This is a genomic window from Paraburkholderia sp. SIMBA_030 (assembly GCF_046535245.1).
GTDB lineage: Bacteria > Pseudomonadota > Gammaproteobacteria > Burkholderiales > Burkholderiaceae > Paraburkholderia.
On record NZ_JAWRXB010000028.1, the window covers coordinates 1 to 22,910 of the forward strand.

The 22,910-nt window shown below is 62.4% G+C and carries 20 protein-coding genes and 1 tRNA gene; 12 read left to right on the top strand and 9 right to left on the bottom strand.

Going from position 1 to position 22,910, the window contains the following annotated elements; translation table 11 throughout:
• The 3 genes from SB772_RS34875 to SB772_RS34885 form a co-directional block, all read right to left on the bottom strand.
• Window positions 1-890 (bottom strand): Ig-like domain-containing protein (locus tag SB772_RS34875; protein ID WP_410837677.1); only part of this gene is annotated, 890 nt, incomplete at its 3' end.
• Between the two features lie 244 nt (window positions 891-1,134).
• Window positions 1,135-2,559 carry an HlyD family type I secretion periplasmic adaptor subunit gene (locus tag SB772_RS34880; protein ID WP_410837678.1) on the bottom strand — a complete coding sequence of 475 codons (1,425 nt, stop codon included), beginning with the start codon at window positions 2,557-2,559 and terminating at the stop codon, window positions 1,135-1,137.
• Window positions 2,543-4,744 carry a type I secretion system permease/ATPase gene (locus SB772_RS34885; protein WP_410837679.1) on the bottom strand — a complete coding sequence of 734 codons (2,202 nt, stop codon included), beginning with the start codon at window positions 4,742-4,744 and terminating at the stop codon, window positions 2,543-2,545. The genes SB772_RS34880 and SB772_RS34885 overlap by 17 nt, the downstream gene beginning before the upstream one ends.
• 783 nt (window positions 4,745-5,527) lie before the next feature.
• On the opposite strand from SB772_RS34885, the gene ribBA reads away from it, so the two are divergent.
• The 4 genes from ribBA (at window position 5,528) to SB772_RS34905 (ending at window position 9,006) form a co-directional block, all read left to right on the top strand.
• The gene (gene ribBA / locus SB772_RS34890) at window positions 5,528-6,658 is read left to right on the top strand and encodes a bifunctional 3,4-dihydroxy-2-butanone-4-phosphate synthase/GTP cyclohydrolase II (RefSeq protein WP_410837680.1); all 1,131 of its coding nucleotides are present in this window, start codon (window positions 5,528-5,530) and stop codon (window positions 6,656-6,658) included.
• A gap of 55 nt (window positions 6,659-6,713) precedes the next feature.
• Entirely contained in the window at window positions 6,714-7,220 is a 507-nt protein-coding gene (ribH, locus tag SB772_RS34895; RefSeq protein ID WP_410837681.1) for a 6,7-dimethyl-8-ribityllumazine synthase, read from the top strand.
• On the top strand, window positions 7,217-7,651 hold the full coding sequence (gene nusB, locus SB772_RS34900; RefSeq protein ID WP_410837682.1) for a transcription antitermination factor NusB: 435 nt from the start codon (window positions 7,217-7,219) through the stop codon (window positions 7,649-7,651). The genes ribH and nusB overlap by 4 nt, the downstream gene beginning before the upstream one ends.
• 158 nt (window positions 7,652-7,809) lie before the next feature.
• Window positions 7,810-9,006: a pyridoxal phosphate-dependent aminotransferase gene (locus SB772_RS34905; RefSeq protein ID WP_410837683.1), complete on the top strand. Its 1,197-nt coding sequence runs from the start codon at window positions 7,810-7,812 to the stop codon at window positions 9,004-9,006.
• 139 nt (window positions 9,007-9,145) lie between these two features.
• Here the strand turns inward: SB772_RS34905 and SB772_RS34910 are convergent, their stop codons facing one another.
• Window positions 9,146-10,327, bottom strand: coding sequence for a transglycosylase SLT domain-containing protein (locus SB772_RS34910; RefSeq protein ID WP_410837684.1), 1,182 nt, complete (start codon window positions 10,325-10,327; stop codon window positions 9,146-9,148).
• Between the two features lie 607 nt (window positions 10,328-10,934).
• Here SB772_RS34910 and SB772_RS34915 point away from each other — a divergent pair.
• On the top strand, window positions 10,935-12,503 hold the full coding sequence (locus SB772_RS34915) for a UbiD family decarboxylase (protein ID WP_410837685.1): 1,569 nt from the start codon (window positions 10,935-10,937) through the stop codon (window positions 12,501-12,503).
• A 53-nt stretch (window positions 12,504-12,556) separates the two neighbouring features.
• Window positions 12,557-13,234 carry a LysE family translocator gene (locus tag SB772_RS34920; RefSeq protein ID WP_410837686.1) on the top strand — a complete coding sequence of 226 codons (678 nt, stop codon included), beginning with the start codon at window positions 12,557-12,559 and terminating at the stop codon, window positions 13,232-13,234.
• Between the two features lie 82 nt (window positions 13,235-13,316).
• Here the strand turns inward: SB772_RS34920 and SB772_RS34925 are convergent, their stop codons facing one another.
• The gene (locus tag SB772_RS34925; protein WP_410837687.1) at window positions 13,317-14,282 is read right to left on the bottom strand and encodes a threo-3-hydroxy-L-aspartate ammonia-lyase; all 966 of its coding nucleotides are present in this window, start codon (window positions 14,280-14,282) and stop codon (window positions 13,317-13,319) included.
• A gap of 240 nt (window positions 14,283-14,522) precedes the next feature.
• Window positions 14,523-14,822, bottom strand: coding sequence for a hypothetical protein (locus SB772_RS34930; protein WP_410837688.1), 300 nt, complete (start codon window positions 14,820-14,822; stop codon window positions 14,523-14,525).
• A 765-nt stretch (window positions 14,823-15,587) separates the two neighbouring features.
• Here SB772_RS34930 and SB772_RS34935 point away from each other — a divergent pair.
• The 5 genes from SB772_RS34935 to trmB all read left to right on the top strand — a co-directional run bounded on the left by SB772_RS34935 (window position 15,588) and on the right by trmB (window position 19,247).
• Window positions 15,588-16,526: a Rossmann-like and DUF2520 domain-containing protein gene (locus SB772_RS34935; protein WP_410837689.1), complete on the top strand. Its 939-nt coding sequence runs from the start codon at window positions 15,588-15,590 to the stop codon at window positions 16,524-16,526.
• Window positions 16,527-16,603: 77 nt separating this feature from the next.
• Window positions 16,604-16,924: an EthD family reductase gene (locus tag SB772_RS34940; RefSeq protein WP_410837690.1), complete on the top strand. Its 321-nt coding sequence runs from the start codon at window positions 16,604-16,606 to the stop codon at window positions 16,922-16,924.
• Window positions 16,925-17,136: 212 nt separating this feature from the next.
• A complete protein-coding gene (locus tag SB772_RS34945; RefSeq protein WP_410837691.1) occupies window positions 17,137-17,700 on the top strand; it encodes a YggT family protein in 564 nt (187 codons plus the stop codon).
• Window positions 17,701-17,785: 85 nt separating this feature from the next.
• Window positions 17,786-17,859, top strand: a tRNA-Gly gene (locus SB772_RS34950).
• Between the two features lie 605 nt (window positions 17,860-18,464).
• A complete protein-coding gene (gene trmB / locus SB772_RS34955) occupies window positions 18,465-19,247 on the top strand; it encodes a tRNA (guanosine(46)-N7)-methyltransferase TrmB (RefSeq protein ID WP_410837692.1) in 783 nt (260 codons plus the stop codon).
• An 86-nt stretch (window positions 19,248-19,333) separates the two neighbouring features.
• Here trmB and SB772_RS34960 read toward each other — a convergent pair whose 3' ends face one another.
• From SB772_RS34960 to SB772_RS34970, 3 genes are all read right to left on the bottom strand, one after another.
• Window positions 19,334-20,170, bottom strand: coding sequence for an undecaprenyl-diphosphate phosphatase (locus SB772_RS34960; RefSeq protein ID WP_410837693.1), 837 nt, complete (start codon window positions 20,168-20,170; stop codon window positions 19,334-19,336).
• Between the two features lie 76 nt (window positions 20,171-20,246).
• The gene (locus SB772_RS34965) at window positions 20,247-20,840 is read right to left on the bottom strand and encodes a DUF1439 domain-containing protein (RefSeq protein ID WP_410837694.1); all 594 of its coding nucleotides are present in this window, start codon (window positions 20,838-20,840) and stop codon (window positions 20,247-20,249) included.
• Between the two features lie 93 nt (window positions 20,841-20,933).
• The gene (locus SB772_RS34970; protein ID WP_410837759.1) at window positions 20,934-21,251 is read right to left on the bottom strand and encodes a YkgJ family cysteine cluster protein; all 318 of its coding nucleotides are present in this window, start codon (window positions 21,249-21,251) and stop codon (window positions 20,934-20,936) included.
• Window positions 21,252-21,495: 244 nt separating this feature from the next.
• On the opposite strand from SB772_RS34970, the gene hemN reads away from it, so the two are divergent.
• On the top strand, window positions 21,496-22,881 hold the full coding sequence (gene hemN / locus SB772_RS34975; protein ID WP_410837695.1) for an oxygen-independent coproporphyrinogen III oxidase: 1,386 nt from the start codon (window positions 21,496-21,498) through the stop codon (window positions 22,879-22,881).
• Window positions 22,882-22,910 lie beyond the last annotated feature (29 nt).

Here is a 22,910-nt window from a genome sequence, read left to right on the forward strand (position 1 = left end):
CGGACCTGCACGGTGTTCGCGCCTTCGACGGCGCTGAAGCTGCTGGTCCAGTGCGCCCCGCTATCGATGCTGTACTGCACGGTCGCGCCGCTTTCGACGCCACCGAGCGTCAGGGTACCGACGTTGGTCACATGATCGCTGGCGCTGCTGCCCGAGTCGGTCGCGAGCGCCACCCCCGGTGCGGCGCCGGCTGCCGTATCGATTGTGAAATTCAAGGTGGCCGCCGCCGAGACGTTGCCGGCCACATCAATCTGCCGGACCTGCACGGTATTCACCCCTTCCACGGCGCTGAAGCCGCTGGTCCAGTGTGCACCGTTATCGCTGCTGTACTGCACCGTCGCTCCATGCGCGAGCCCGCTGACGGCGAGCGTGCTATCGGATGTGATGTGGTCTGCGGCCGAAACGCCAGTGTCATGCGCCAGCGTGACGACGGGTGCAGGCGGCGCAATGTCGACATAGGCGGTCGCCCAACTCAGGGTGCCGTTGCCGAGCCGAATCGCATAGGTAAAGCTGTCTTGTGCGTAACCGACAGAGTTGAAGCTGTTCGAGAGCCAGGCTGAATCCAGATGACTCGCGTCGTATCCCACCTTTCCGTCCGACGTGATCCAAAGGTGTGCACCGTGTGCGCTGTAGTCTGTGCTGACGGCTTCCGCCCTGACGGTGTCTTGAGTCAGCAGGGCTGTTTGCTCGAGCACTGTCGTGGCTTCGGTACCGGAGTCGATCGAGTAGAGCGTCTTGGCCGCTCCGCCGAGATCGTTGGCCATCACGTTAAGATAGACGACGCCGAGCGCATTGTCGGTGAGTCCTGTCTGGGCCGACGTAAATAGATCATTGTTGGCTTGCGGCGTATTGCTGATGGAAACCGTAATTCCATTGCTAATGGTCGTCATGATGCCCCCGTTATCGTTAACTCGTCTCAGCGCAAGATGCCCGTCGCGTGCGGTGCCACAGTGCTCCGCCGACGTGCAATAAATCGGATCGCCAGGCGTTCGGTCGACTACGAACCGACGCGCGAGGCAGGATTGTCGTTAGCCTTTGTATGCATAGCGCTGACGATGTCGGCCATGCTTGCTCCCCCAGTTATTGACCCGGAGTGGCGGCCGCATCTTCAATCGATCTTCGTTTGCAGTCTTCTCAACGCTCGCGCAGCGCCGTTTCCCTGGTCTTGATCACGGGCTTGAGCAGGTAGTGCAGCACGGTCCTGCGCCCAGTCCGGATATCGACCGTAGCGATCATGCCCGGCACGATCGTGACCGGCTCACTCCGCCCACTGGGCTTGTTCTGCCTGGTGCGAACCAGTATCCGGTAGTAACTGTCAGGTTTCTCGCCGGGTCGTTCGGGCACCAGCGTGTCGGCGCTAATGTCCTCGACGGTCGCAGGAAAGCCTCCATAAATGGAGAAGTCATATGCAGAGAGCTTGACCGTGGCATCCTGCCCTGGATGCAGAAACGCGATATCCGACGGACGCACACGCGCTTCAATCAACAGCGTGTCGCCGAGCGGGACGATCTCGAGCAGATCCATGCCGGGCTGAACCACGCCGCCGACGGTATTGATCTTGATCTGCTTGACCATGCCCCTCAACGGAGCGCGCACCAGCGTGCGCGTGACACGGTCTTCCAGAGCGATATTGGCCGCGCTGAGAGCCGCCTGCTCGGCACGGGCCTGATTCAGGTCCTTCATCGCGTCGGCACGGAAGTGCGCAGTCAATTCATCAATCTTCTGGCGAGACTCGCGATAGGCAGCGTCCAGCCGCGGCATCGCCAGCCGCGTCGCATCGAGGTCGCCTTTCATGTCGTTGGCCTGGCGTTCGAGCCGAAGGACTTCGACATCGGACACCGCACCCTTCTGCACAAGCGGGCTCGTCAACGCCAGTTCCTTTGCGACAAGGCTGTAGCTTTGCAGCAGTTGCGCTTCACGTGAGCGTTTCTCCGCGAGTTCCTGCCGGTGTTGGTCGGCCTGTTGCTTGAGCACGGCCAGATTGGCCTGCAATTCACGCTGGCGGGACTCGTACAGCGATCTTTCTTCTTCCAGCAGCTTTGGGCTTGTCTGCTCCAATTGGGCGGGCGCAACGAATGGGGTGTTGTTCGCCTCGGCGCTCAGGCGCGCGATCCGGGCAATCAATGCGGCATCCTTGGCCTGCCCTTCCTTGTACGACGACGTAAAACGCGTATCGTCGATGCGCATGAGCGGTTGGCCCTTTTGTACGACCTGCCCCACGCGGACCATGATTTCGGACACGATGCCACCTTCCAGGTTCTGCACCACTTGCACCCGGCTGGACGGAATCACCTTCCCCTCTCCAACAGTCACTTCGTCGACGTTGGTGACCGCAGCCCAAACGAACGCAGCGACGAAGAAGGCCAGCGTCGACCAGAGAATCCAGTGGGTGAAATAGCGCGGCCCTTCCATGGCCGCCGCGCAGCTCTCCCGCATGAACGCCGTGTCGTCCGTGCGAGGCTTGATGGCTGCGCCAATTCGGCCGGCCAGCTGTTTGAGCCCGACCCGGCGGCACGCCGGCGATGGGTCCGCGCCTTCAGGCTTAGCCAGCAGCGACATGGAGCTTCCTCCCTGCAAGGGCAGCCAGTACCTGTTCCTTGGGCCCATCGGCGACGACGCGGCCCTGATCCATGACGATCAGGCGGTTGACCAACGTGAGCAGCGATGCGCGATGAGTAATGAGCAGCAGTGTGCGGCCTTCGAGCTGGGCCGCGAGTCTCGCTTTGAACAACTCTTCGGACCGGTTGTCCATCGCGCTGCTGGGCTCATCGAGCATCAGCACCGGCGGCGAAAGCAACACTGCGCGGGCAATCGCGATGGCCTGCCGCTGACCGCCCGACAACGCTTCGCCGCGCTCACCCACGACCAGATCGAATCCGTTCGGCAAGCGGTTGACGAAGTCGGTCACGCCCGCGATTTGTGCAGCACGCAGCACGGCGGCGTCGTCCGTACTGGGTGCCCCCAGCACGATGTTCTCTCTCACACTGCCGTTAAACAGCATGACATCTTGAGGCACGTGCCCGATGCCTCGCCGCAGCGCCGCAGGGTCGAACTGACGCAGCTCGACGCCATCAATAAGCACATTTCCGGAACTGGGCGGGTACAGCCCCAGGATGAGTCTTTCGATAGTGGTCTTGCCCGAGCCGACGCGCCCGATGATGCCAACGCGCTCTCCAGCAACGATCCGGAACGAAACGGCATCGAGCGATACACCACTCTGGCCGGGGTATGAAAAGCTGACGTTCTTGAACTCGATGTCACCGCGCAGCGTCGGATGATGCACGAAGCTCTTGTCGGCCGGGCGCTCACCGGGCAGATTCATCAACCCATCGATCGATGCCAGCGCATTGCGGGATTGATGGTAGCGGGTCAGGAGCGTCGCCACCTGGCTCATTGGCGACAACGCACGGCCAGTGAAAATAGTGCAGGCGATCAAGCCGCCTGTGGTGAGTTTGTCGTCCGCGATCATGTAGACGCCGCACAAAACCACGGCGAGATAGGCGGCCTGCTGGGAAAACATGGCGAAGTTGACCGCGCATCCCGACAGAAAACGTGACCGGAGCCCGAGCCTCGCCATTTGGCCGAGCAACTGCTCCCACTTGGCTTGCATCGGTCCTTCCGCGCCAGTGACTTTGACCGCTTCGAGGCCCACGAGGGTTTCGATCAGAAGCGCTTGCCGTTGGCACGCGTGGCGCTGACTGGCCTGCACGGCCCGTGCAAGCGGCGCCTGCACGGCAACTCCTACGCCGATCACGAGAGGCAATGCCATCAACGGCAGCCATCCGAGCGCACCGCCGACCCAGAACATCGCCACAATGAATACAACCGAAAACGGAAGATCGATCAGGGCGGCCGCGGTAGCCGAAGTGAGAAACTCCCGTACCGCTTCGAACTCCTGTATGTGGGAAGCGAACCCGCCGACGGAAGGCGGGCGCACTGCCATCTGAATGCCGAGTACTTTCTCGAACATGTTGGCGGAGAGGATCACGTCGATTTTCTTGCCAGCCACGTCGATGAAGTAGCCGCGCAATGTACGCATCAGCAAATCGAACACGATCACCAACATGATGCCTGCCGCCAGCGCCCACAACGTCTCAAGCGAGTGGTTCGGCACCACCCGGTCATATACGTTCATCGTGAAAAGCGGCATGGCCAACGCGAACAGGTTGACCAGCATCGACGCAAGCATGACTTCGCCGTAGATCGGCCAGGACTGCCCCACCACGCCCCAGAACCAGTGGCGAGGGCGAGGCACGGCACTCTCCGCGGTGCGCTGGTCAAACCGGTGAGCGGGGCGGGCGAACAGCACATGGCCCGCATAACGTCGCTCCAGGTCCTCAAGGCTGACCTCTTCTTCTCCGGCGCCTGTTTCGGGGAGGATGACTTGCATGCTGCCACAGGTGTTCCTGCGTACCAGCACGCATGCCTGCCTGTCGTTCAACAGCAAGACTGCGGGCAGGACCAGGTCAGAGATGCTTTCCAGCGAACGCCTGCCTAGTTTGGCAGACATGCCCACGCGAGCCGCTGCTCGAATGAATAGCTCCGGCGTCAACCGGTGGTCTATCAGCGGCAGGCCGGCGATGAGGGTGTCGGCTCCCACCGGCTGGTTGAACAGTCGAGTCAGTATGAGAAGGCAACCCAGCAGCGGATCGTCTTCGATACCGGACGTCGGTGGCAGGTCCCACCCCCGAGTGGCACGCTGTCCCGCCGCTTCCGCTGCGGCTTCTGTTGCGGCGGAATGCATTTACTGCACGCCAGTACGCTGGTGACGGTCTGATTGACGCGTCAGCCCAATAGGCGCTGAAGTCCCCGCTGTCAAGCGCTCGGTCTTGCACATGATGTACCCCGTTGAGGTTTGTTTTGTGTTCGTTGTTCTGCGTGACTGCTTATCTTTGTGTCGAAGGCACTCGCAAGTACTGGGCCATGTGCGGTCTCTAGGGTGCGAGACACAACGGCGAGCCATGGCCATAGGGGGCGAATGAAACAGACATGGATGTTGGTTTCAGAAGTGAGACGGATTTCCCCATGCGGAGCGACAGAGCCGCTATGAGCGAGGCACCACGACCCCCACCGCCCGCCCTGGAAACCGGGGTAACCGGGCGTATACGCAATGAGTGCGGCGACAGTCGAGTCCGGCGTCGAAGACGTGCCATTTTTGAGACATCCGTCTGGCGTGGCGCACTTCCGATTCAATGTGACGGGTGTCCGCGCAGCCGGGCACGTTAACGAGCACAAACGTCCGTCTGTCGCGGCGCGCGCCCGATGCAACGTGATGGGTGTCTGCGCAGCCCGGTACGTTAAAGGGCACGTTTCATCTTTGAAACATTCCGCTGGTGATCGGAAGGACTTGGCTATCGTGGTGGTAGCAGGGTGAATAAAGTCACCAGCGCGATGACGGCGTAAATCGAGCGCCAGGCGCCCGCCGGTCAGCTAAACGGTCAGGCCGAACGGCCTATGCCATCCCGCACAGGCGACGTGGAGGCGCGCGTGGCGTAAAATACGCGCTTTCTTCGAAAATCTCGCCAACATGACGCTCGCCTCCACCCCAGAGATCATTGCCGAACTGAAAGCAGGCCGGATGGTGATCCTCGTCGACGAAGAAGATCGCGAAAACGAGGGCGACCTCGTGATCGCCGCCGAATTCGTTACACCGGAAGCGATCAACTTCATGGCCCGTTACGGCCGCGGCTTGATCTGTCTCACGCTCACGCAGGAACGCTGCAAGCTGCTGAACCTGCCGTTGATGACCTATCGCAACGGCACGCAGTACGGCACGGCGTTCACCGTCAGCATCGAAGCAGCCGAAGGTGTGACCACCGGCATTTCGGCGGCCGACCGCGCCCGCACGATCGCCACGGCGGTCGCGCCGGACGCGAAAGCCGAGCACATCGTGCAGCCGGGCCACGTATTCCCGATCATGGCGCAGCCCGGCGGCGTGCTGGTGCGCGCCGGCCACACCGAGGCCGGCTGCGACTTCACCGCGCTGGCAGGCCTCACGCCAGCGGCGGTAATCTGCGAAGTCATCAAGGACGACGGCACCATGGCGCGCCTGCCGGACCTGATGGAATTCGCCAAAGAGCACGATCTGAAAATCGGCACGATCGCCGATCTGATTCACTATCGCAGCCGCACCGAATCGATCGTCGAGCGCATTTGCGAACGCACCATGCAAACCGCGCACGGCGCGTTTCGCGCGGTGATGTATCTCGACCAGCCGAGCGGCCAGCCGCATATCGCGCTGGTGCGCGGCACGCCGACCCCGGAGCAGGACACGCCGGTGCGGGTGCACGAGCCGCTGTCGGTGCTGGACCTGCTCGAAGTCGGCGAGTCGACCCACTCGTGGACGCTGGATGCGGCGATGAAAGAGATCGCCCAGCGCGACCTCGGCGTGATCGTGCTGCTGAACTGCGGCGATTCGAAAGACCACCTGATCGACGTTTTCAAGGCGTTCGATTCGAAAGAAAAAGCCGAGGCGCTCAAACGCCGGCCGGTCGACTTCAAGACTTACGGTATCGGCGCGCAGATTCTGCGCGAACTCGGGGTCGGCAAGATGCAGGTGCTGTCGAACCCGCGCAAGCTGGGCAGCATGTCGGGCTACGGCCTCGAAGTCACCTGCTTCGTGCCAATGCCGGGCAGCACCGCGCCGGTTCCGCATTAAGGCTGATCCGACCATTCACGCGCTTGGCGCTCACTCAAAACACTACGGAATTCACATGGAAATCGGACAATACCAACCGAATCTCGACGGCGACGGACTGCGTATCGGCATCGTCCAGGCGCGCTTTAACGAGCCCGTCTGCAACGGCCTCGCCGATTCTTGCATCGAAGAACTCGAACGCCTTGGCGTCACCGGCGAAGACGTCCTGCTGGTCACCGTGCCGGGCGCGCTGGAAATCCCTCTGGCGCTGCAAAAGCTCGCCGAAAGCGCGCAATTCGACGCACTGATCGCGCTGGGTGCCGTGATTCGCGGCGAGACGTACCACTTCGAACTGGTGTCGAACGAGAGCGGCGCGGGCATCACGCGCATCGGTCTCGATTTCGGCATTCCGGTCGCCAACGCCGTGCTCACCACTGAAACCGACGAGCAAGCTGTCGCACGCATGACCGAAAAAGGTCGTGACGCGGCGCGCGTGGCCATCGAAATGGCAAATCTCGCTGTTGCACTCGAGCAACTCGGTGGCGATGACGAAGAAGAAGACGAAGAAGAGGAAGAGGCATGAAGAGCGCACGCCGACGCTCCCGCGAACTGGCCACGCAGGGGCTTTACCAGTGGCTGCTGTCGGGCTCGCCCGGCGGTGAAATCGACGCGCAACTGCGCGGCGCGCAGGGCTTCGACAAGGCCGACCACGAGCATCTGAACGCCATCCTGCACGGCGTGATCCGTGACTCGGAAGCGCTCTCCGCCGATATCGCGCCGTGCCTCGACCGTCCGCTCGACCAGCTCTCGCCGGTCGAGCGCGCGGTGCTGCTGGTCGCCGCGTTCGAGCTGAAGAATCACGTCGATATCCCCTATCGCGTGGTCATCAACGAAGCGGTCGAGCTGGCCAAGACGTTTGGCGGCGCGGACGGCTACAAATACGTGAACGGCGTGCTGGACAAGCTGTCGGCGCAACTGCGCGCCGCTGAAACGCAGGCGGCTCGCAAGCATTGAGCGTGAGGCGCATGAGCCATGCGCCTCGCTGGAAACACCGGAGCGCCGGAGCGCCGGCAACTGGACCGCTGGACTGTTCGCAAGGACGGCGCCGCGCGCATGAACGCATGCGCATGTGCAGCGCCGTCCCGCTTTTGCTTCTGAATTGGATTGATCGTATGAACTCCGTGACGGAACCCTTGGTGCGGCTTGCCGCCCGCGTCGACGCCATCCAGCCTTTCTACGTGATGGAACTGGCCAAGGAAGCCGCGCTGCTGGAGCGCGATGGGCGCGACATCATTCACATGGGAATCGGCGAACCCGACTTCACCGCCCCTGAGCCGGTGATCGAGGCAGCCGCCAGCGCGCTGCGCCGCGGCGTCACGCAATACACCAATGCACTCGGCTTGCACGCGCTGCGCGAAGCGATCTCGGCACATTACGCCGAGGCCTACGGCGTCAGCGTCGATCCGGCGCGGATCGTCGTCACGGCGGGCGCGTCCGCCGCGTTGCTGTTAGCGTGCGCGGCGCTGGTCGACCGCGACGACGAAGTGCTGATGCCCGATCCGTGCTATCCGTGCAACCGGCATTTCGTGATCGCCGCCGAAGGCAAACCGGTCATGGTGCCGAGCGGCCCGGCCGAACGTTTCCAACTGACTGCCGCCGATGTCGAGCGTCTGTGGAACGAGCACACGCGCGGCGTGCTGCTGGCGTCGCCGTCGAACCCCACCGGCACGTCGATCGAACCGGCCGAACTCGAGCGCATCGTCAAGACCGTGCGCGCACGCGGCGGTTTTACGATCGTCGATGAAATCTACCAGGGCCTGAGCTACGACGCGAAACCTGTCTCGGCGCTCTCTTTCGGCGACGACGTCATCACCGTCAACAGCTTCTCGAAGTACTTCAACATGACCGGCTGGCGTTTGGGCTGGCTGGTGGTGCCGCCGGCAATGGTCGGCGCGTTCGAAAAGCTCGCGCAGAACCTGTTCATCTGCGCGTCAGCGCTCGCGCAACACGCGGCGCTGGCCTGCTTCGAACCGGAAACGATCGCGATCTACGAAGCGCGCCGCCTCGAATTCAAACGCCGCCGTGACTTCATTGCACCGGCGCTGGAATCGCTGGGCTTCTCTGTGCCGGTCGTGCCTGACGGTGCGTTCTACGTGTACGCCGATTGCGGCACGGTCGCGCATCCGGCAGCCGGCGACAGCGCGGCGCTGACCAGGGCAATGTTGCACGATGCGGGCGTGGTGCTGGTTCCGGGTATGGACTTCGGCACGCATGCGCCGAAGACGTACATCCGGCTCTCGTATGCGACCACCTATCCGAAGCTGGAAGAAGCGGTCGAGCGATTGGGAAGGCTGTTCGGGCCGCATTGATCGAAGGCCTGGAACGGCAGCGAGGTCTGATGAGACTGACTGCCGCGCGGCGCAGCGCCAAACGAAAAAAGGACACCCGAGGGTGTCCTTTTTCTTATTGGAGCCGCCTATCGCGTCACGCCAACCGGGGCCAGCAACCTCAGGCGCCCAACTCCGAAGCCGACGCCACATGCTTGGTAGCGTTGGAGCTAGCATCGTCCTGCTCCGAAACCGGCGGCTTCACCGGTGCTGCCGCGCTCAACGGATGACTATTATCGAGCGTTACCTGCACGCGCTTGCCGTTACCCGCTGCGGCAGCCGTAGCCGTGGTCGACGCGGTCAAAACCGGCGCCTGCGGCGCGTTGATCGGCACCTTGCGGCCACGCGCCACATCGCGCAGACGGCCACGCTCGGCCACGACCTTGGCGCCGTAACCGCCGTCGTCCTGCGAGGTCGAGCCGACGTACAGACGCAAGCCGCCCGGCAGCGAACCGCCGCGTGCGATGCAATCCTTCAGCACCAGTGCGCCCACCTTGATGTTCGCGACCGGTTCGAGCGCCGCACTCTGGCCACCGAAATACTGGAATTTGTCCGAATGCACCTTGGACATCACCTGCATCAGGCCCTGCGCCCCCACGCCGCTCTCGGCGTACGGGTTAAAGCCCGATTCGATTGCCATCACGGACAGCAGCAGGAGCGGATCGAGACCGACTTCGTGGCCGGTGTCGAACGCCGCTTTCACGAGTTCGCTGACCGGCTCCTGAGCGACGCGATAGCGCCGCGCCAGATACGACGAGACCAGATCCTGCTCGCGGGTCGAAACCAGCACACGATCGTCGCGTGCGTCGGCCGAGACGCGTTGCTGCGGAATCAGCCGCGCCAGCGCGCTAACGCTGTGCATGGTGCGCGGGTCGAGCCCGTTTAGCGCCGCCACGCCCATTCCGGCCGTGCCGCTACCGTCGAAAGCGCCGTCGAAGCTGGTGTTGCTGGCGGTAACGCCATTGTTGCCGTTGTTCGAGCCGCTAGCGGCATCGTTGCTGGTCGAATTCGCGGACAGCGAGTCGTCAGAGGACGCGCCGCCGGGCGGCCCGAAAGCCGGCAGCGGGTTGCCCTGCAGCAGACGGGCGGGACCGGCTTGCACAGCGGCCGAAATGACCGGCATCAACTTGGCGGCGAGCGTTCCGCGCCAGGCCGGCATCAGCCACAGCGCGAGTGCCAGCACGACAGCGAAACCGCCGACGATGCTGAACAGGTGATGACTCATTCGCGTCCCGCGACGCAGCGCACCACGCACAACTTGTGCGATACGCTCATCGGGACGCCACGATAACCAGGCGTTCATTCAGATCTCCCATGTTGCATGATCCGCGAACTCCGCCAGTTGAACAGGCGGTAACACACATTCGCAGAGTCAAGACATCGCGCGCTCTGTCTGGTTAGGGCAGCTGCGACGTCGGGAAAACGGCAAATACCGTTTGTGGGGAGCCATCTTGCAAAGAGACCGCGGCATGCCAAAAAAACATGCAGGCGGAGGCTCCCACGCGAAAAACCAGCGTCAACAGGCGCTGGCGAAGACTTCAGTAAGACCGTCAAATACCGTGCAGGGGGTCGGTAAACGGTGACGCGTTGCGTCTGAAGGGACCGGGGGCGGTGGTAAAAAGGTTCACGCCCTGCAACCAATGTGGACGGATTCTATGCAGGGTTTTATAGATCGTCAACACTATAGATAGTCAAATGTATAACTAATTGTAATAATGAACAGTGTTCAGTGCGTGGAAAACCGCGCCGTGCGCGCCTCTTCAGCTATCTCGATTAGTCCCCGCCATTTGGACCATTTGGCTGATCTACGTGGCCCAGTCAACACAGGTAAAATCGACAATCGTTTTGGCGTTGCAATCACCTGCCGCGCCCTTCATTCCAGCCGCTCGCACGGCACTGAACCGGACCAGATGAAATACAAAGACCTGCGCGACTTCGTCGGCCGTCTCGAAACGATCGGGGAACTGCGCCGTATCCCGCAAAACGTCTCGCCAATCCTGGAAATGACCGAACTGTGCGATCGCGTGCTACGCGCCGGCGGTCCGGCTTTGCTGTTTGAGAGCAAGCAGGAGCATGCGTTCCCGGTGCTCGGCAACCTGTTCGGCACACCGCGCCGCGTCGCGCTCGGCATGGGTGTCGACGCACAAGCCGGTGAAGGGGATGGCGCAGCGCTGGAGTCGCTGCGCGACGTCGGACGCCTGTTGTCGGCACTCAAGGAACCGGAGCCGCCCAGGGGGCTCAAGGACGCCGGCAAACTGTTTTCGCTCGCCAAGGCTGTTTGGGACATGGCGCCGAAAACAGTGAGCGCGCCGCCGTGCCAGGAAATCGTCTGGGAAGGCAACGATGTCGACCTCGCGAAGCTGCCGATTCAGACCTGCTGGCCGGGCGATGCGGGACCGCTGATCACATGGGGCCTGACCATCACAAAAGGTCCGAATAAGAGCCGCCAAAACTTAGGCATCTACCGCCAGCAACTGATCGGCCGAAATAAATTGATCATGCGGTGGCTCGCCCATCGCGGCGGCGCGCTCGATTTCCGCGAATTCGCACTGCAGAATCCGGGCAAACCATATCCCGTGGCCGTGGTGCTCGGTGCCGATCCGGCGACCATCCTCGGCGCGGTCACACCGGTGCCCGACACACTATCCGAATACCAGTTCGCCGGACTGCTGCGCGGCGGGCGCACCGAGCTCGCCAGGTGCATGACGCCGGGCGTCGACACTTTGCAGGTGCCGGCGCGCGCCGAGATCGTGCTCGAAGGCTTCATCTATCCTCAGGAAGGCGCGCCCTCGCCCGCCCCGGCCGGCGCGCCGCCGCGTCCGGCCAAGGGCGCGTCGGCCGCGTACGAACACGCGCTGGAAGGACCGTATGGCGACCACACCGGCTATTACAACGAGCAGGAGTGGTTCCCCGTCTTCACGGTCGAGCGCATCACGATGCGGCGCGACGCGATCTATCACTCCACCTATACCGGCAAGCCGCCCGACGAACCCGCCGTGCTCGGCGTCGCGCTCAACGAAGTGTTCGTGCCGCTGCTGCAGAAGCAGTTCACCGAGATCACCGATTTCTATCTGCCGCCTGAAGGATGCAGCTACCGAATGGCGATCGTGCAGATGAAGAAGAGCTACCCGGGCCATGCCAAACGGGTGATGTTCGGTGTGTGGAGCTTCCTGCGGCAATTCATGTACACGAAGTTCATCGTCGTGGTCGACGAGGACGTGAACATCCGCGACTGGAAGGAAGTGATCTGGGCGATCACCACGCGCATCGACCCGGCGCGCGACACCGTGCTGGTCGATCGCACACCGATCGATTATCTGGATTTCGCGTCGCCAGTGGCGGGTCTCGGTTCGAAGATGGGACTCGACGCGACCAACAAATGGCCCGGCGAAACCGATCGTGAATGGGGCCGCCCGATCGTGATGGACAACGCGGTCAAACGGCGCATCGACGCGCTGTGGAACGAGTTAGGCCTGTAAAGCGAGCCGGCAAAACAAGTCTGAATAACAAAACTGATGGAACAGTTGCGCGAATGCATGCCTTTTCAATGATGTCGGATGGCTTTTTTCTGTCGTTGTCGTTGTGCCTGGATATCGGTCTCGTCAACGTCGCGATGATTTCGCTGACGCTCTCGCACGGCTTCAAGCCGGGTTTCTGGCTGGGTCTCGGTTCCTGCATCGGCGATCTCATCTACGCGGCGCTCGCGCTCGCGGGTATGGCCGCACTATTGCAGTTCGAATCGGTACGTTGGGTCGTGTGGATCGGCGGCGCGGCGATTCTGCTGTTTCTCACCTGGAAAATGGCGCGCGAAGCGATGTTCCCGGCATCGGCGCCGCCGGTTGCAGGCGAGCCGGACGCAAATGCGCCGCATCTGTCCGCGTGGCGCGGTTTTCTGCGCGGCGTGTTGCTGGCGGTGTCGTCGCCGTCGGCGATTCTGTGGTTCGCGGCAGTCGGCGGCGCGCTGATCGCGAAAGCCGGTGCGACCAGCGTTAGCACCGCGCCGGTGTTCCTCGGCGGCTTCTTTCTCGGTGGCCTGTGCTGGACGATCTTTATCTGCGGACTCGGCAGCCACGGACGCAAACGCGCCGGCACCGGTTTGCTGCGCGCCTGTCACGTGCTGTCGGCGCTGCTGTTCGCGTACTTCTCGTATAGCGTGATCGTCAACGGGTATCGCGATCTGATCGTGCAGACCGCGCACGCCGCGAGCTAAAAAACGGCTCGCGTTGGCGAGCCGTCTTCCGTCTTTCCAAAACCGCTGCGTAACACGCATCAGCCAGGCATCAGCCGATGTATCAGGCGAGATACTGCGCCAGCTTCGCCAGATCGACGTTGCCGCCGCTCACCACCACGCCCACGCGCTTGCCCTTCACCGGCACGATGCCGTTGAGCACTGCGGCCGCGGCAAGGCAGCCCGTCGGCTCGACCACGATCTTCATGCGCTGCGCGAAAAAGCGCATCGTCTCGATCAACTGCTCGTCGCTGACCGTTTCGATTTGCGCGACCAGCTTCCGGATGATCGCGAACGTATAGTCGCCGAGATGGGTGGAAGCAGCGCCGTCCGCAATCGTACGCGGCGCGTCGATATGCACGATCTCGCCACGCGCGAGCGACTGCTGGCCGTCGTTGCCCGCTTCGGGCTCAACGCCGATCACCGTGCACGCCGGGCTCAAGGCCGCCGCCGACAATGCACTGCCGCCGATCAGGCCGCCACCGCCGAGGCAAACGAACAGCAGGTCGAGCGGCCCGGTTTCTTCGATCAGTTCCTTGACCGCCGTGCCCTGCCCCGCGATCACATGCGGATGATCGTACGGCGGAATCAGCGTCATACCGCGCTCTTCGGCGAGCCGCCGGCCGATCTCTTCGCGATTCTCCGTGTAGCGGTCGTAGCTGATCACTTCACCGCCGTAGCCCTTGGTCGCCGCGACTTTGGCGGCGGGCGCGTCGTGCGGCATGATGATCGTTGCGCGGATGCCTGCGAGGCGCGCCGACAATGCAATTGCCTGCGCATGATTGCCCGACGAATACGTCAGCACGCCCGCCGCGCGCTGCGTCGCATTGAAGTGCGAGATCGCGTTGTAGGCGCCGCGAAACTTGAACGCGCCCATGCGCTGAAAATTTTCACACTTGAAGAACACCGAGGCGCCCGTGCGCTCGTTGAACGTGCTCGATGTCAGAACGGGGGTGCGGTGCGCGACGGCTTCAAGACGCGCAGCGGCGTCGAGTACATCGTCGAAAGTGGGGGCGGGAAGCACTTGCATCGGCGAAACTCTCCAGAGCGGTGGCTAAACAGCCATTCTCTCAGCTTCGACAATGCTTTGGAATGTTACTTGCGCGGCGATACTCTGCCCTCAGTACGAACGCGGCCTCGCAAAACACAAACGGCGTAACCCAGCGATCAAGCCGGCGTTACGCCGTCAACAACTCATCGAACAAGCTATAGACCAGGTTACAAGCACTGTGGGAACGTGAACTGCTCTATCGCACTCACGCTATCGTGATCAGCGGCGATAGTACCCATGCCCGTAATAACCGCGGCCGTGACCGTAATAGCCACGGTAGTAAGGACGGCCGTAGCCGTAATAACCACCCACCACGACGGGCGGCGCGTAATAGACCGGCGGCGGTGCATAAACCACCTGCGGCGGCGCGTAATAGACCGGCGGCGGCGCGGCATAAACCGGATACGCCGGCGCGACCGGAATCCCGATACCGATACCGACAGAAACGTGCGCCTGCGCAGCAGTGGCGAGCCCCACGCCGAGTGCGGCGGCAACGACAAACGGAATGACCTTTTTCACTTTTGTTCTCCTGGCGCGGCCCACTAAGGTCGCCGACTTGCATGCTTTGCATGCCACACAATCAATGTATCGAAAAAGTCATCGCGTATCTGTTCGCATTTGTTGCAAATTGCAATCGGTGGAAATAGGTTGCGGGCGGCATTCGTATGACGCGCCGCGATCGGAACGCATAGCGGGCTGAAAACCAAGGGGTTACGCGAATCCGGGAGCCGAGAATAGGCCGCCTCGCCGATCCCGGGGCGCAAGGCGCTGGCTTGTCAGTAATCTTTGATTACAAATTAGCTTCAATCCTGACAACGCAAACGAAAAATGCCCGGCACAAACGCACCGGGCACTTCTTACCCTCGAGCAGGCGAAGCTGTCAGCCTACTTTCACATAGGCGAATTCTCTGGAGACGTTAGGTGGGACGTATGCGCCACTGATGCGCACGCGAGGGGTCAAGCGCTTCCTCTGATCCCACCAGCGGCGGCGTTGCGAATGCGTCAAGAACCGCAAGTGTTTTCGGTAAGAAAAAATATTCATGGTTACTCCCGAATCTGACTGCGAGACGAACAACCCAGAACAGCAACTGCCAAACCGGCTCATCAGGAAATTGTGAGCAGTTTTTGAGCCCTCAGGACGCGCGCCGCCGGATGACCGGCCGGGCGCGCCATATGACGCGCAAATTGATCTGAGGAAAGCGAACGCCAAGGCCGCGCCACCGGCGGACGGATGCGCGATACTTCTGCTTTCCCGTTCAACTGTCCCGTCTGGAGCAGGCAACCATGTCCCAGCCCTCTCTGCCGCGCCTCGGTTTCATCGGTGCGGGCCGGCTCGCGCGCTGTCTCGCGCACGGCTTCTCTCGCGCCGGCTATCCGGTCACGGCGGTGGCGAGCCGCACGGCGGACTCGGCCAACCGGCTCGCCAGTCAAATCCAGCATTGCGCGGCATTCGACGATCCACAACAGGCCGTCGACGCCGCCGATATCGTCTTTGTAGCCGTTCCCGATGACAGTATCGGTACGACAGCGCACATTCTGCGCTTCGCCCCGAACGCCGCAGGCGGTCCGAACGCCAAGGCGCTCGTGCATTGCAGCGGCGCCTCGCCGGTCGAATTACTGTCGCCGGCGCGCGACCAGGGCGCATCGATCGGCGGTTTTCATCCACTGTACCTGTTTAGCGGCGATCTCGCCGACATCGAACGGATCACCGGCTGCTCGGTCACGATCGAGGCCGACGGCGCGCTTAAAGAGGCGCTGACGACGCTGGCTGTCGCGTTGCGCTGCCATCCGCTGTCGATCCCGGCGGGCGGCCGCATGCTGTATCACGCTGCCGCGCACTACGCCGCCAGTTTCGCGCTGTGCAGCCTCGCCGAATGCGTCGCGTTGTGGCGCACGCTGGGCTTTGCCGAAGACGACGCGCTGCGCGCGCTGCTGCCGATGCTGGCCGGCACCATCGAAACCGCCCGCGACAAAGGCCTGCCCAACGCGCTGGCCGGCCCGGTGTCGCGCGGCGACACCGGTGTCGTGGAGAAGCAGTTGGCGCTGCTGGAAGGTCTGGGCGGCGATCATGCCGCGCTGTACGGTTTGCTGTCGCGGCGCGCAGTGGGACTGGCCGAGCGCCGCGCCAGGCCGCCCGCTGCGATCGACGCGATCGCCGAAGCCGTCGAAGAATCGCTTCACCGTTCGCTGAATCAGGCGGCAGCAGGTGCAAGCGTCAAGTAAGCCGTGATAATGTGACGACCGGCGCGGCGCGCAATCCACCCGCGCCGCGCTTCGGGACCAACAGACGAGAACGCACAATGATCAAGGTCAGCATCCTCTATCCGTACCGGGAAAACGGCCACTTCGACGCGGAGTATTACTGCGTCACGCACATGCCGCTTGCGGCAAGGCTGTTTGGGCCGTCGCTCAAGGGCTGGTCGGTCGACGTCGGCATCAACGCCGGGCCGCCAGGCACGCCACCGCCGTATGTCGCGGCAGGACACTTCCTGTTCGACAACGCGGACGACTTCTACAAGGTCTTCAAGCCGGCTTCGGAGCAGTTGATCGCCGACATCCCCAATTACACCGACGGCGGCAACGGTACGATCCTGATCAGTGAGATCAAGATTTCGCAGTGATTTGCGGTGAGCCAGGACGGCTCGGCGGTGCGGAGCTCGCCGATTCGGCTTGCCTGAATACCGTGGTATCGAATCACTGCGCCACTGCTTGGGACACGCGGTCCCGTGGGCACGGCGCATGGAATCCAAATGAACCTGCTGGCGCACCGATTGGTCGGCGTCAGCGCCCTGCGGCCGATCGACGGCCGCCATTCGAAGGATAAGGACACGAGATGTTTGGCGATATCGCCCGTTTTCTGCTCAATACCGTCTTCACGCTGTTTGGCGCCGCGCTGTTGCTGCGCGCCTGGCTGCAGGTCGTGCGCATGCCGCCGTACAACCCGGTCACGAACGCGGTGCTGCAAGCCACCAACTGGATCGTGCTGCCGCTGCGGCGCATCCTGCCGAGTACGCGCAATATCGACTGGGCGAGCATCGTCGCGGCCCTGATCGCCGCGATCGTCTACGTGGTGCTGATGGTATGGCTCACCGGCGCCGATCCGCTCACGCTCTTGCCGACTTTGCTGATCGTTGCGGTGCTGACCCTCATCAAATGGGCGCTCAATCTGATCATCTGGCTGACGATCCTGATGGCGCTGCTGTCGTGGCTCAATCCGCGTTCGCCCGCCATGCCGATCCTGTATCAGCTGACCGCGCCGTTTCTGAATCCGCTGCGCCGTGTGGTGCCGCAGCTCGGCGGCATCGACCTGTCGCCGATTCTGCTGTTCGTGATCGTGCAGGTACTGTTGATGGTAGTGACGCGCGCGGCCGTTCAGTTGACTTACTTCGTGATCTGAACGGCGCTCGATGCGCCGTTTGGGAAAGGGTGGCGGCCGCGCGATTTGCGCAAACCACCCTTTCCCGAGTAGAATTATGCGCTCTGCGGGCGTCGTATAATGGTAATACCCTAGCTTCCCAAGCTAGAGCCGTGGGTTCGATTCCCATCGCCCGCTCCAGATTCTTTCCAGCCTGCCTTGGCGACTTGCCAGTTCCAACCCAACCTGCTTCGCAATCTTCTCAACGGCCTTCTCACCAGCTTGAAGCCGCCTGTCCAACGCGTAGTAGTAAGAGTTCCGCTACCCGTTTCATTCCTGCTGCCGCGAACCACGATCAAACGGCTGTCGTGCCGGAACTCGGTCAAAGCGCGGCGCGTTGACATCCGCTGCTCGCACCACGCTGATACAGCAAATGGCGGAAACAAAGCCCATCAACAGAGGCCTTCTCATTGCGTCAACACCAATGATTCGTTTCCCAGATCATCGAATCTAAATTTAAGTAATCGGAATGTAATCTCACCCCCGATTTCCGTCTACCCGTCGTCTGGACGCACCCTTTTCGGTTGTGCTACCTTACGCGCACTTGCAACGCCCGCTCCACCTCCTGCTGAGCTTTCAGCGGAATCCAGCACGAGCCGCCTCCATGAAGGCGGTTTTTTTATAGTGGCGGCGGTTTGGCATGGCAACCTGTGCGAGCGGCGGCACCGCGCCGCACGACCGCGCGGACCGCGCCTGACGGCACGCCATGCAGCCTCGAAGCCCTCACCCTTGTAGCAGCATCGACGATGATCCACGATCCAAACGACGCCGGCTTGCCGGACGACCTCCCGCCGAATTCCGGTGAAACCGAAGGCGAACCCATTGAAGGCGACACACCCGCCGAAGCAGCACTGCATCGACGCCGCATTCGCAGCTTTGTCACGCGTGCCGGCCGCGTGTCGACCGGCCAGCGCCGCGCGATGGACGAACTCGGACCGCGTTTCGTCGTGCCGTTCACGCCGCAGCAGCCCGACTGGAACAGCGTATTCGGCCGCGAGGCGCCGCGCGTGCTGGAGATCGGCTTCGGGATGGGCGCGACCACCGCGGAGATCGCCTCGCATCGTCCGGACGACGATTTTCTCGGCGTCGAAGTGCACGAGCCGGGCGTCGGGGCGCTGCTCAAGCTGATGGGCGAGCAAGGGTTGTCGAACATCCGCATCATTCACCACGACGCAGTCGAAGTGCTCGAACAGATGATCGCGCCGGACAGCCTCGACGGCGTGCACATCTTCTTCCCCGACCCGTGGCACAAGGCGCGTCATCACAAGCGCCGGCTGATCCAGCCGAAGTTCGTCGCGCTGCTTGTGTCGCGGCTGAAGCCGGGCGCATATCTACATTGCGCGACCGACTGGCAGAACTACGCCGAACAGATGCTCGAAGTGCTGGGCGCTGAACCCGCGCTGGATAACACTGCCGACGGCTACGCACCGCGCCCCGAGTATCGTCCGGTGACGAAGTTCGAGCGCCGCGGACTGCGGCTCGGACACGGCGTGTGGGATCTGGTGTTCAGGAAGCGCAAAGCCGCGTAAAACCGCTCCATAGCGCGCTAGCCAAAAACAAAAAAGGTCTGCATTTCGCGGACCTTTTTCATTTCTTTCGAGCGGCGACTAAAAACTCATTCCGCCCAGCTCAACGCCCCGCTGTAGCCTACCAGCAGGATCAACAGCCCGAAGCCGATGCGGTACCACGCGAACGCGGTGAAGTCGTGCGAGGCGATATAGCGCAGCAGCCAGCGCACGCATATGAAAGCGCTAACGAACGCGGCCACGAAGCCCAGCGCGAATACGCCGAGCGTGTCGGCGGACAGCACCTGCCAGCCTTTGTGGAGCTCGTAAGCGGTCGCGCCGAAAATGATCGGGATCGCGAGAAAGAATGAAAACTCCGTGGCGACACGCCGATCGAGACCGAACAGCATCCCGCCGATGATCGTCGATCCCGAGCGCGACGTGCCCGGGATCAGCGCGAAACACTGGGCGAGGCCGACTTTCAACGCATCCAGCGCGGTCAGATCGTCGACGCTCTGCACGCGCGGCGCGGCGTCGCCTCGCGCGCGTTGGCGCGCCTCCGCCCACAGGATCACCACGCCGCCCGCCACCAGCGCGAACGCAACCGGCACGGGCGAAAACAGCGCCGCCTTGATGGCCTTTTCGAACAGCAAGCCGAGCACGACTGCGGGAATCGTCGCGATGATCACGTTCAGCGTGAAGCGGCGCGCGTCGGGCCGGCTCGGCAGGCCCGCCACCACGCTGCCGATACGACGGCGGAATTCCCAGCAGACAGCCAGAATCGCGCCGAGCTGGATCACGACATCGAATGTTTTTGCGTGTTCGTCAGTGAAATCGAGCAGACTGCCCACGACAATCAGATGGCCAGTGCTCGACACCGGCAAAAACTCCGTCAGCCCTTCGACGACGCCCAGAATCAGCGCCTTGCAAGCCATTAGCCAGTCCATCCGTGACCCTTATCGCTGTAGATAGTCGGAACAGGGTCCGCACGGTAGCGCGCGGCCCTGCCGGCCGCGCACATCGTCACTTCTCGACGATTTGTACGCGTATGCCGTTTGTAAGGATTGTGATTGTACCGGGTTCGTAGTTCACGCCGGCAAATTGCAGCTGTTCGGGCTTGAAGGTGTAGATCGGATAGTTGGTCAGCAACTGCGTGGCGAGCAGCGCGGCGGCGGCGTTGATCTGTTGCGTGTAGGCCTGCGCCTGACCGCTCACGCTTACGTTGTCGACGTTCGGCGACTTCAGAACGACCGATTTGCTGGCGGCGTCGTAGGCAAGTTCGCTCGACAGCGTGAATACGCCGTCGACCGGCTGCGGCATGAACGAGCTCGCGAGCCGCGCGTCGAGCTTCACCGAGACTCGGTTGGCGTCCGGCAGGAGGCCAACCACCGGATTGGTCAGCGCGACCTCGAATACCTGCGAGACCGTGCGCTGATACGGGAATTTACGCTGCACCGCGTCCTGCACCTGCTGCTGCGAGAACGTGTAATGCGACGGGATGAACGGAAAAATCGACGCGGCGCAGGCGGTCAGCGACACCGTGATGCCAAACGCCGTGCAACTGGTCAGCGCTGCAAGCAGGAAGCGGCGCCGGGTCGGCGCAGCGGGTCGAGTCATGCGAAATCTCCTGTGAAAGCCTTCTCGAACATGCGGTTGCGTTGTGTTGGGCCGGTTTGCCGTGCTGGATTGCGTGGCGGCTCGTCGCGCGTGCTATCGGCGCGTCGCCGGTTGCGGTTGAGTTTGCGTTTCAAGTTCGATGAGCCAGGCGAGCGCTTCGCCGCGGCTCGTGCCGCACATTTCCGTCTGTGGTTGCAGACCGGAACAGCATGCCGGCCGCTCCGGCTGACCGAAGATAGCGCAGCGCAGATCGTCGCCGAGCTGCACGCAGCGCACGCCCGCCGGCTTGCCGTGCGGCATGCCTGGAATCGGGCTCGAAATCGACGGCGCGATACAGCACGCGCCGCAATCGGGGCGGCACGCGTGACCGTCCACATGAAACGGGGACTCGCGCTTCACAACGCTGTTCATCTCACCTGTCACTACATCGCTCACAGCATTTTTCCTGAACTCGAACATCGGCAACACGTTGCCAGACCCGCATTGTGCCATCGCCTCACATGCGACCTTTTTACACAATCCGGCATGCAATCGCTCACGTAAACTTGACGAATACAAAAGGCCACGCTCAAGAGGCGCCTGCGCTGTTCGATCCGGTCGCGCGACGTCGCCGGCTCCTGCCTCTTCAACGGTGGCCGTCAGACCCGAGCCCCTCATGACCACCGCCGACACGCTATTCCGCCCCGACCTGCTCGCCAAATACAGCGCGAACGGTCCACGGTATACGTCCTATCCGACCGCCCTGCAGTTCCGCGACGCGTTCGATCCCGCCGACTATTTACGCGCCGCCGCCGACCCTGGCGCATCCGCCACGGATCTCTCGCTGTACTTCCACATTCCGTTTTGCGACACCGTGTGCTTCTATTGCGGCTGCAACAAGGTCGCCACGAAGAACCGCGCGCATGCGCGTCCGTACGTCGAACGGTTGAAGCGTGAAATGGCGCTGCAGGCGGCGCATTTCGACACGCGGCGTCCGGTGTCGCAACTGCATTGGGGCGGCGGCACGCCAACCTTTTTGTCGCACGACGAAATGGCCGAACTGATGACAGCGGCGCGCCAGCATTTCACGTTGCTGCCCGATACCGAAGGCGAATATTCGATCGAGGTCGATCCGCGCGAGGCATCGCCCGAGACCATCGCGCATTTGCGCAAGCTCGGCTTCAATCGGCTCAGCCTCGGCGTGCAGGACTTCGATCCAGTGGTGCAGCAGGCGATCAACCGGATTCAGCCGCTGGAAATGACCGCTTCAGTGATGCAGGCCGCGCGTGACACGGACTTCCACTCGATCGGCGTCGATCTGATTTACGGCCTGCCGCATCAAACCGTCGACAGCTTCAGCCGCACGCTCGACACCATGCTCGAACTCGCGCCCGATCGGCTATCGGTGTTCGCTTATGCGCACATGCCGCAGCAGTTCAAGATGCAGCGTCAGATGGACCCTGCCATGCTGCCCTCGCCCGCGGTGCGGCTCGCGCTCCTGCAACGGGTCGTCGAGCGCCTGACGAGCGCGGGCTACGTCTACATCGGCATGGATCACTTCGCGTTGCCCACCGACGAACTCGCGCGCGCTCAGGCACAGCGCACGCTGCATCGGAATTTTCAGGGCTACAGCACGCGTGCGGAATGCGATCTGATCGGCTTCGGCGCATCGTCGATCGGCAAGGTCGGCGATGTGTACGCGCAGAACGTCAAGGATCTGTCCGGCTATGCCGCGGCGATCGACGCTGGCCGGCTCGCGATCACGCGCGGCGTGCGGCTCACCGCGGACGATCGTCTGCGTCGCGATGTGATCGCGCAATTGATGTGCAATCTCGAGCTGCGCTTTGACGAATTCGAAGCCGCTTACGGGATTCGTTTCGCCGATACGTTCGCGCCGGAATTAGAACGCTTGCGCGGCTTCGACGAAGACGGGCTGGTGTCGGTGAGCGGCGGCAAGCTCGAAGTACAGATGGCCGGACGCATGCTGGTGCGCAACATCGCGATGGTGTTCGACCGTTATCTCGGCCAGCAAACCCTTGAGCGGTTTTCCCGCACGGTTTGAAGACCGCGCAAGCGCTGGATGTGACTGGC

Excerpts from the sequence above, each read along its gene's own strand:
- nusB (WP_410837682.1), top strand. The coding sequence starts at position 7,217 with ATGAAGAGCGCACGCCGACGCTCCCGCGAACTGGCCACGCAGGGGCTT.
- trmB (WP_410837692.1), top strand. The coding sequence starts at position 18,465 with ATGATCCACGATCCAAACGACGCCGGCTTGCCGGACGACCTCCCGCCG.
- SB772_RS34915 (WP_410837685.1), top strand. The coding sequence starts at position 10,935 with ATGAAATACAAAGACCTGCGCGACTTCGTCGGCCGTCTCGAAACGATC.
- SB772_RS34965 (WP_410837694.1), bottom strand. The coding sequence starts at position 20,840 with ATGACTCGACCCGCTGCGCCGACCCGGCGCCGCTTCCTGCTTGCAGCG.
- hemN (WP_410837695.1), top strand. The coding sequence starts at position 21,496 with ATGACCACCGCCGACACGCTATTCCGCCCCGACCTGCTCGCCAAATAC.
- SB772_RS34960 (WP_410837693.1), bottom strand. The coding sequence starts at position 20,170 with ATGGACTGGCTAATGGCTTGCAAGGCGCTGATTCTGGGCGTCGTCGAA.
- SB772_RS34935 (WP_410837689.1), top strand. The coding sequence starts at position 15,588 with ATGTCCCAGCCCTCTCTGCCGCGCCTCGGTTTCATCGGTGCGGGCCGG.
- SB772_RS34970 (WP_410837759.1), bottom strand. The coding sequence starts at position 21,251 with ATGAACAGCGTTGTGAAGCGCGAGTCCCCGTTTCATGTGGACGGTCAC.
- ribH (WP_410837681.1), top strand. The coding sequence starts at position 6,714 with ATGGAAATCGGACAATACCAACCGAATCTCGACGGCGACGGACTGCGT.
- SB772_RS34910 (WP_410837684.1), bottom strand. The coding sequence starts at position 10,327 with ATGAACGCCTGGTTATCGTGGCGTCCCGATGAGCGTATCGCACAAGTT.
- SB772_RS34940 (WP_410837690.1), top strand. The coding sequence starts at position 16,604 with ATGATCAAGGTCAGCATCCTCTATCCGTACCGGGAAAACGGCCACTTC.
- SB772_RS34880 (WP_410837678.1), bottom strand. The coding sequence starts at position 2,559 with ATGTCGCTGCTGGCTAAGCCTGAAGGCGCGGACCCATCGCCGGCGTGC.
- SB772_RS34885 (WP_410837679.1), bottom strand. The coding sequence starts at position 4,744 with ATGCATTCCGCCGCAACAGAAGCCGCAGCGGAAGCGGCGGGACAGCGT.
- ribBA (WP_410837680.1), top strand. The coding sequence starts at position 5,528 with ATGACGCTCGCCTCCACCCCAGAGATCATTGCCGAACTGAAAGCAGGC.
- SB772_RS34945 (WP_410837691.1), top strand. The coding sequence starts at position 17,137 with ATGTTTGGCGATATCGCCCGTTTTCTGCTCAATACCGTCTTCACGCTG.
- SB772_RS34920 (WP_410837686.1), top strand. The coding sequence starts at position 12,557 with ATGCATGCCTTTTCAATGATGTCGGATGGCTTTTTTCTGTCGTTGTCG.
- SB772_RS34905 (WP_410837683.1), top strand. The coding sequence starts at position 7,810 with ATGAACTCCGTGACGGAACCCTTGGTGCGGCTTGCCGCCCGCGTCGAC.
- SB772_RS34925 (WP_410837687.1), bottom strand. The coding sequence starts at position 14,282 with ATGCAAGTGCTTCCCGCCCCCACTTTCGACGATGTACTCGACGCCGCT.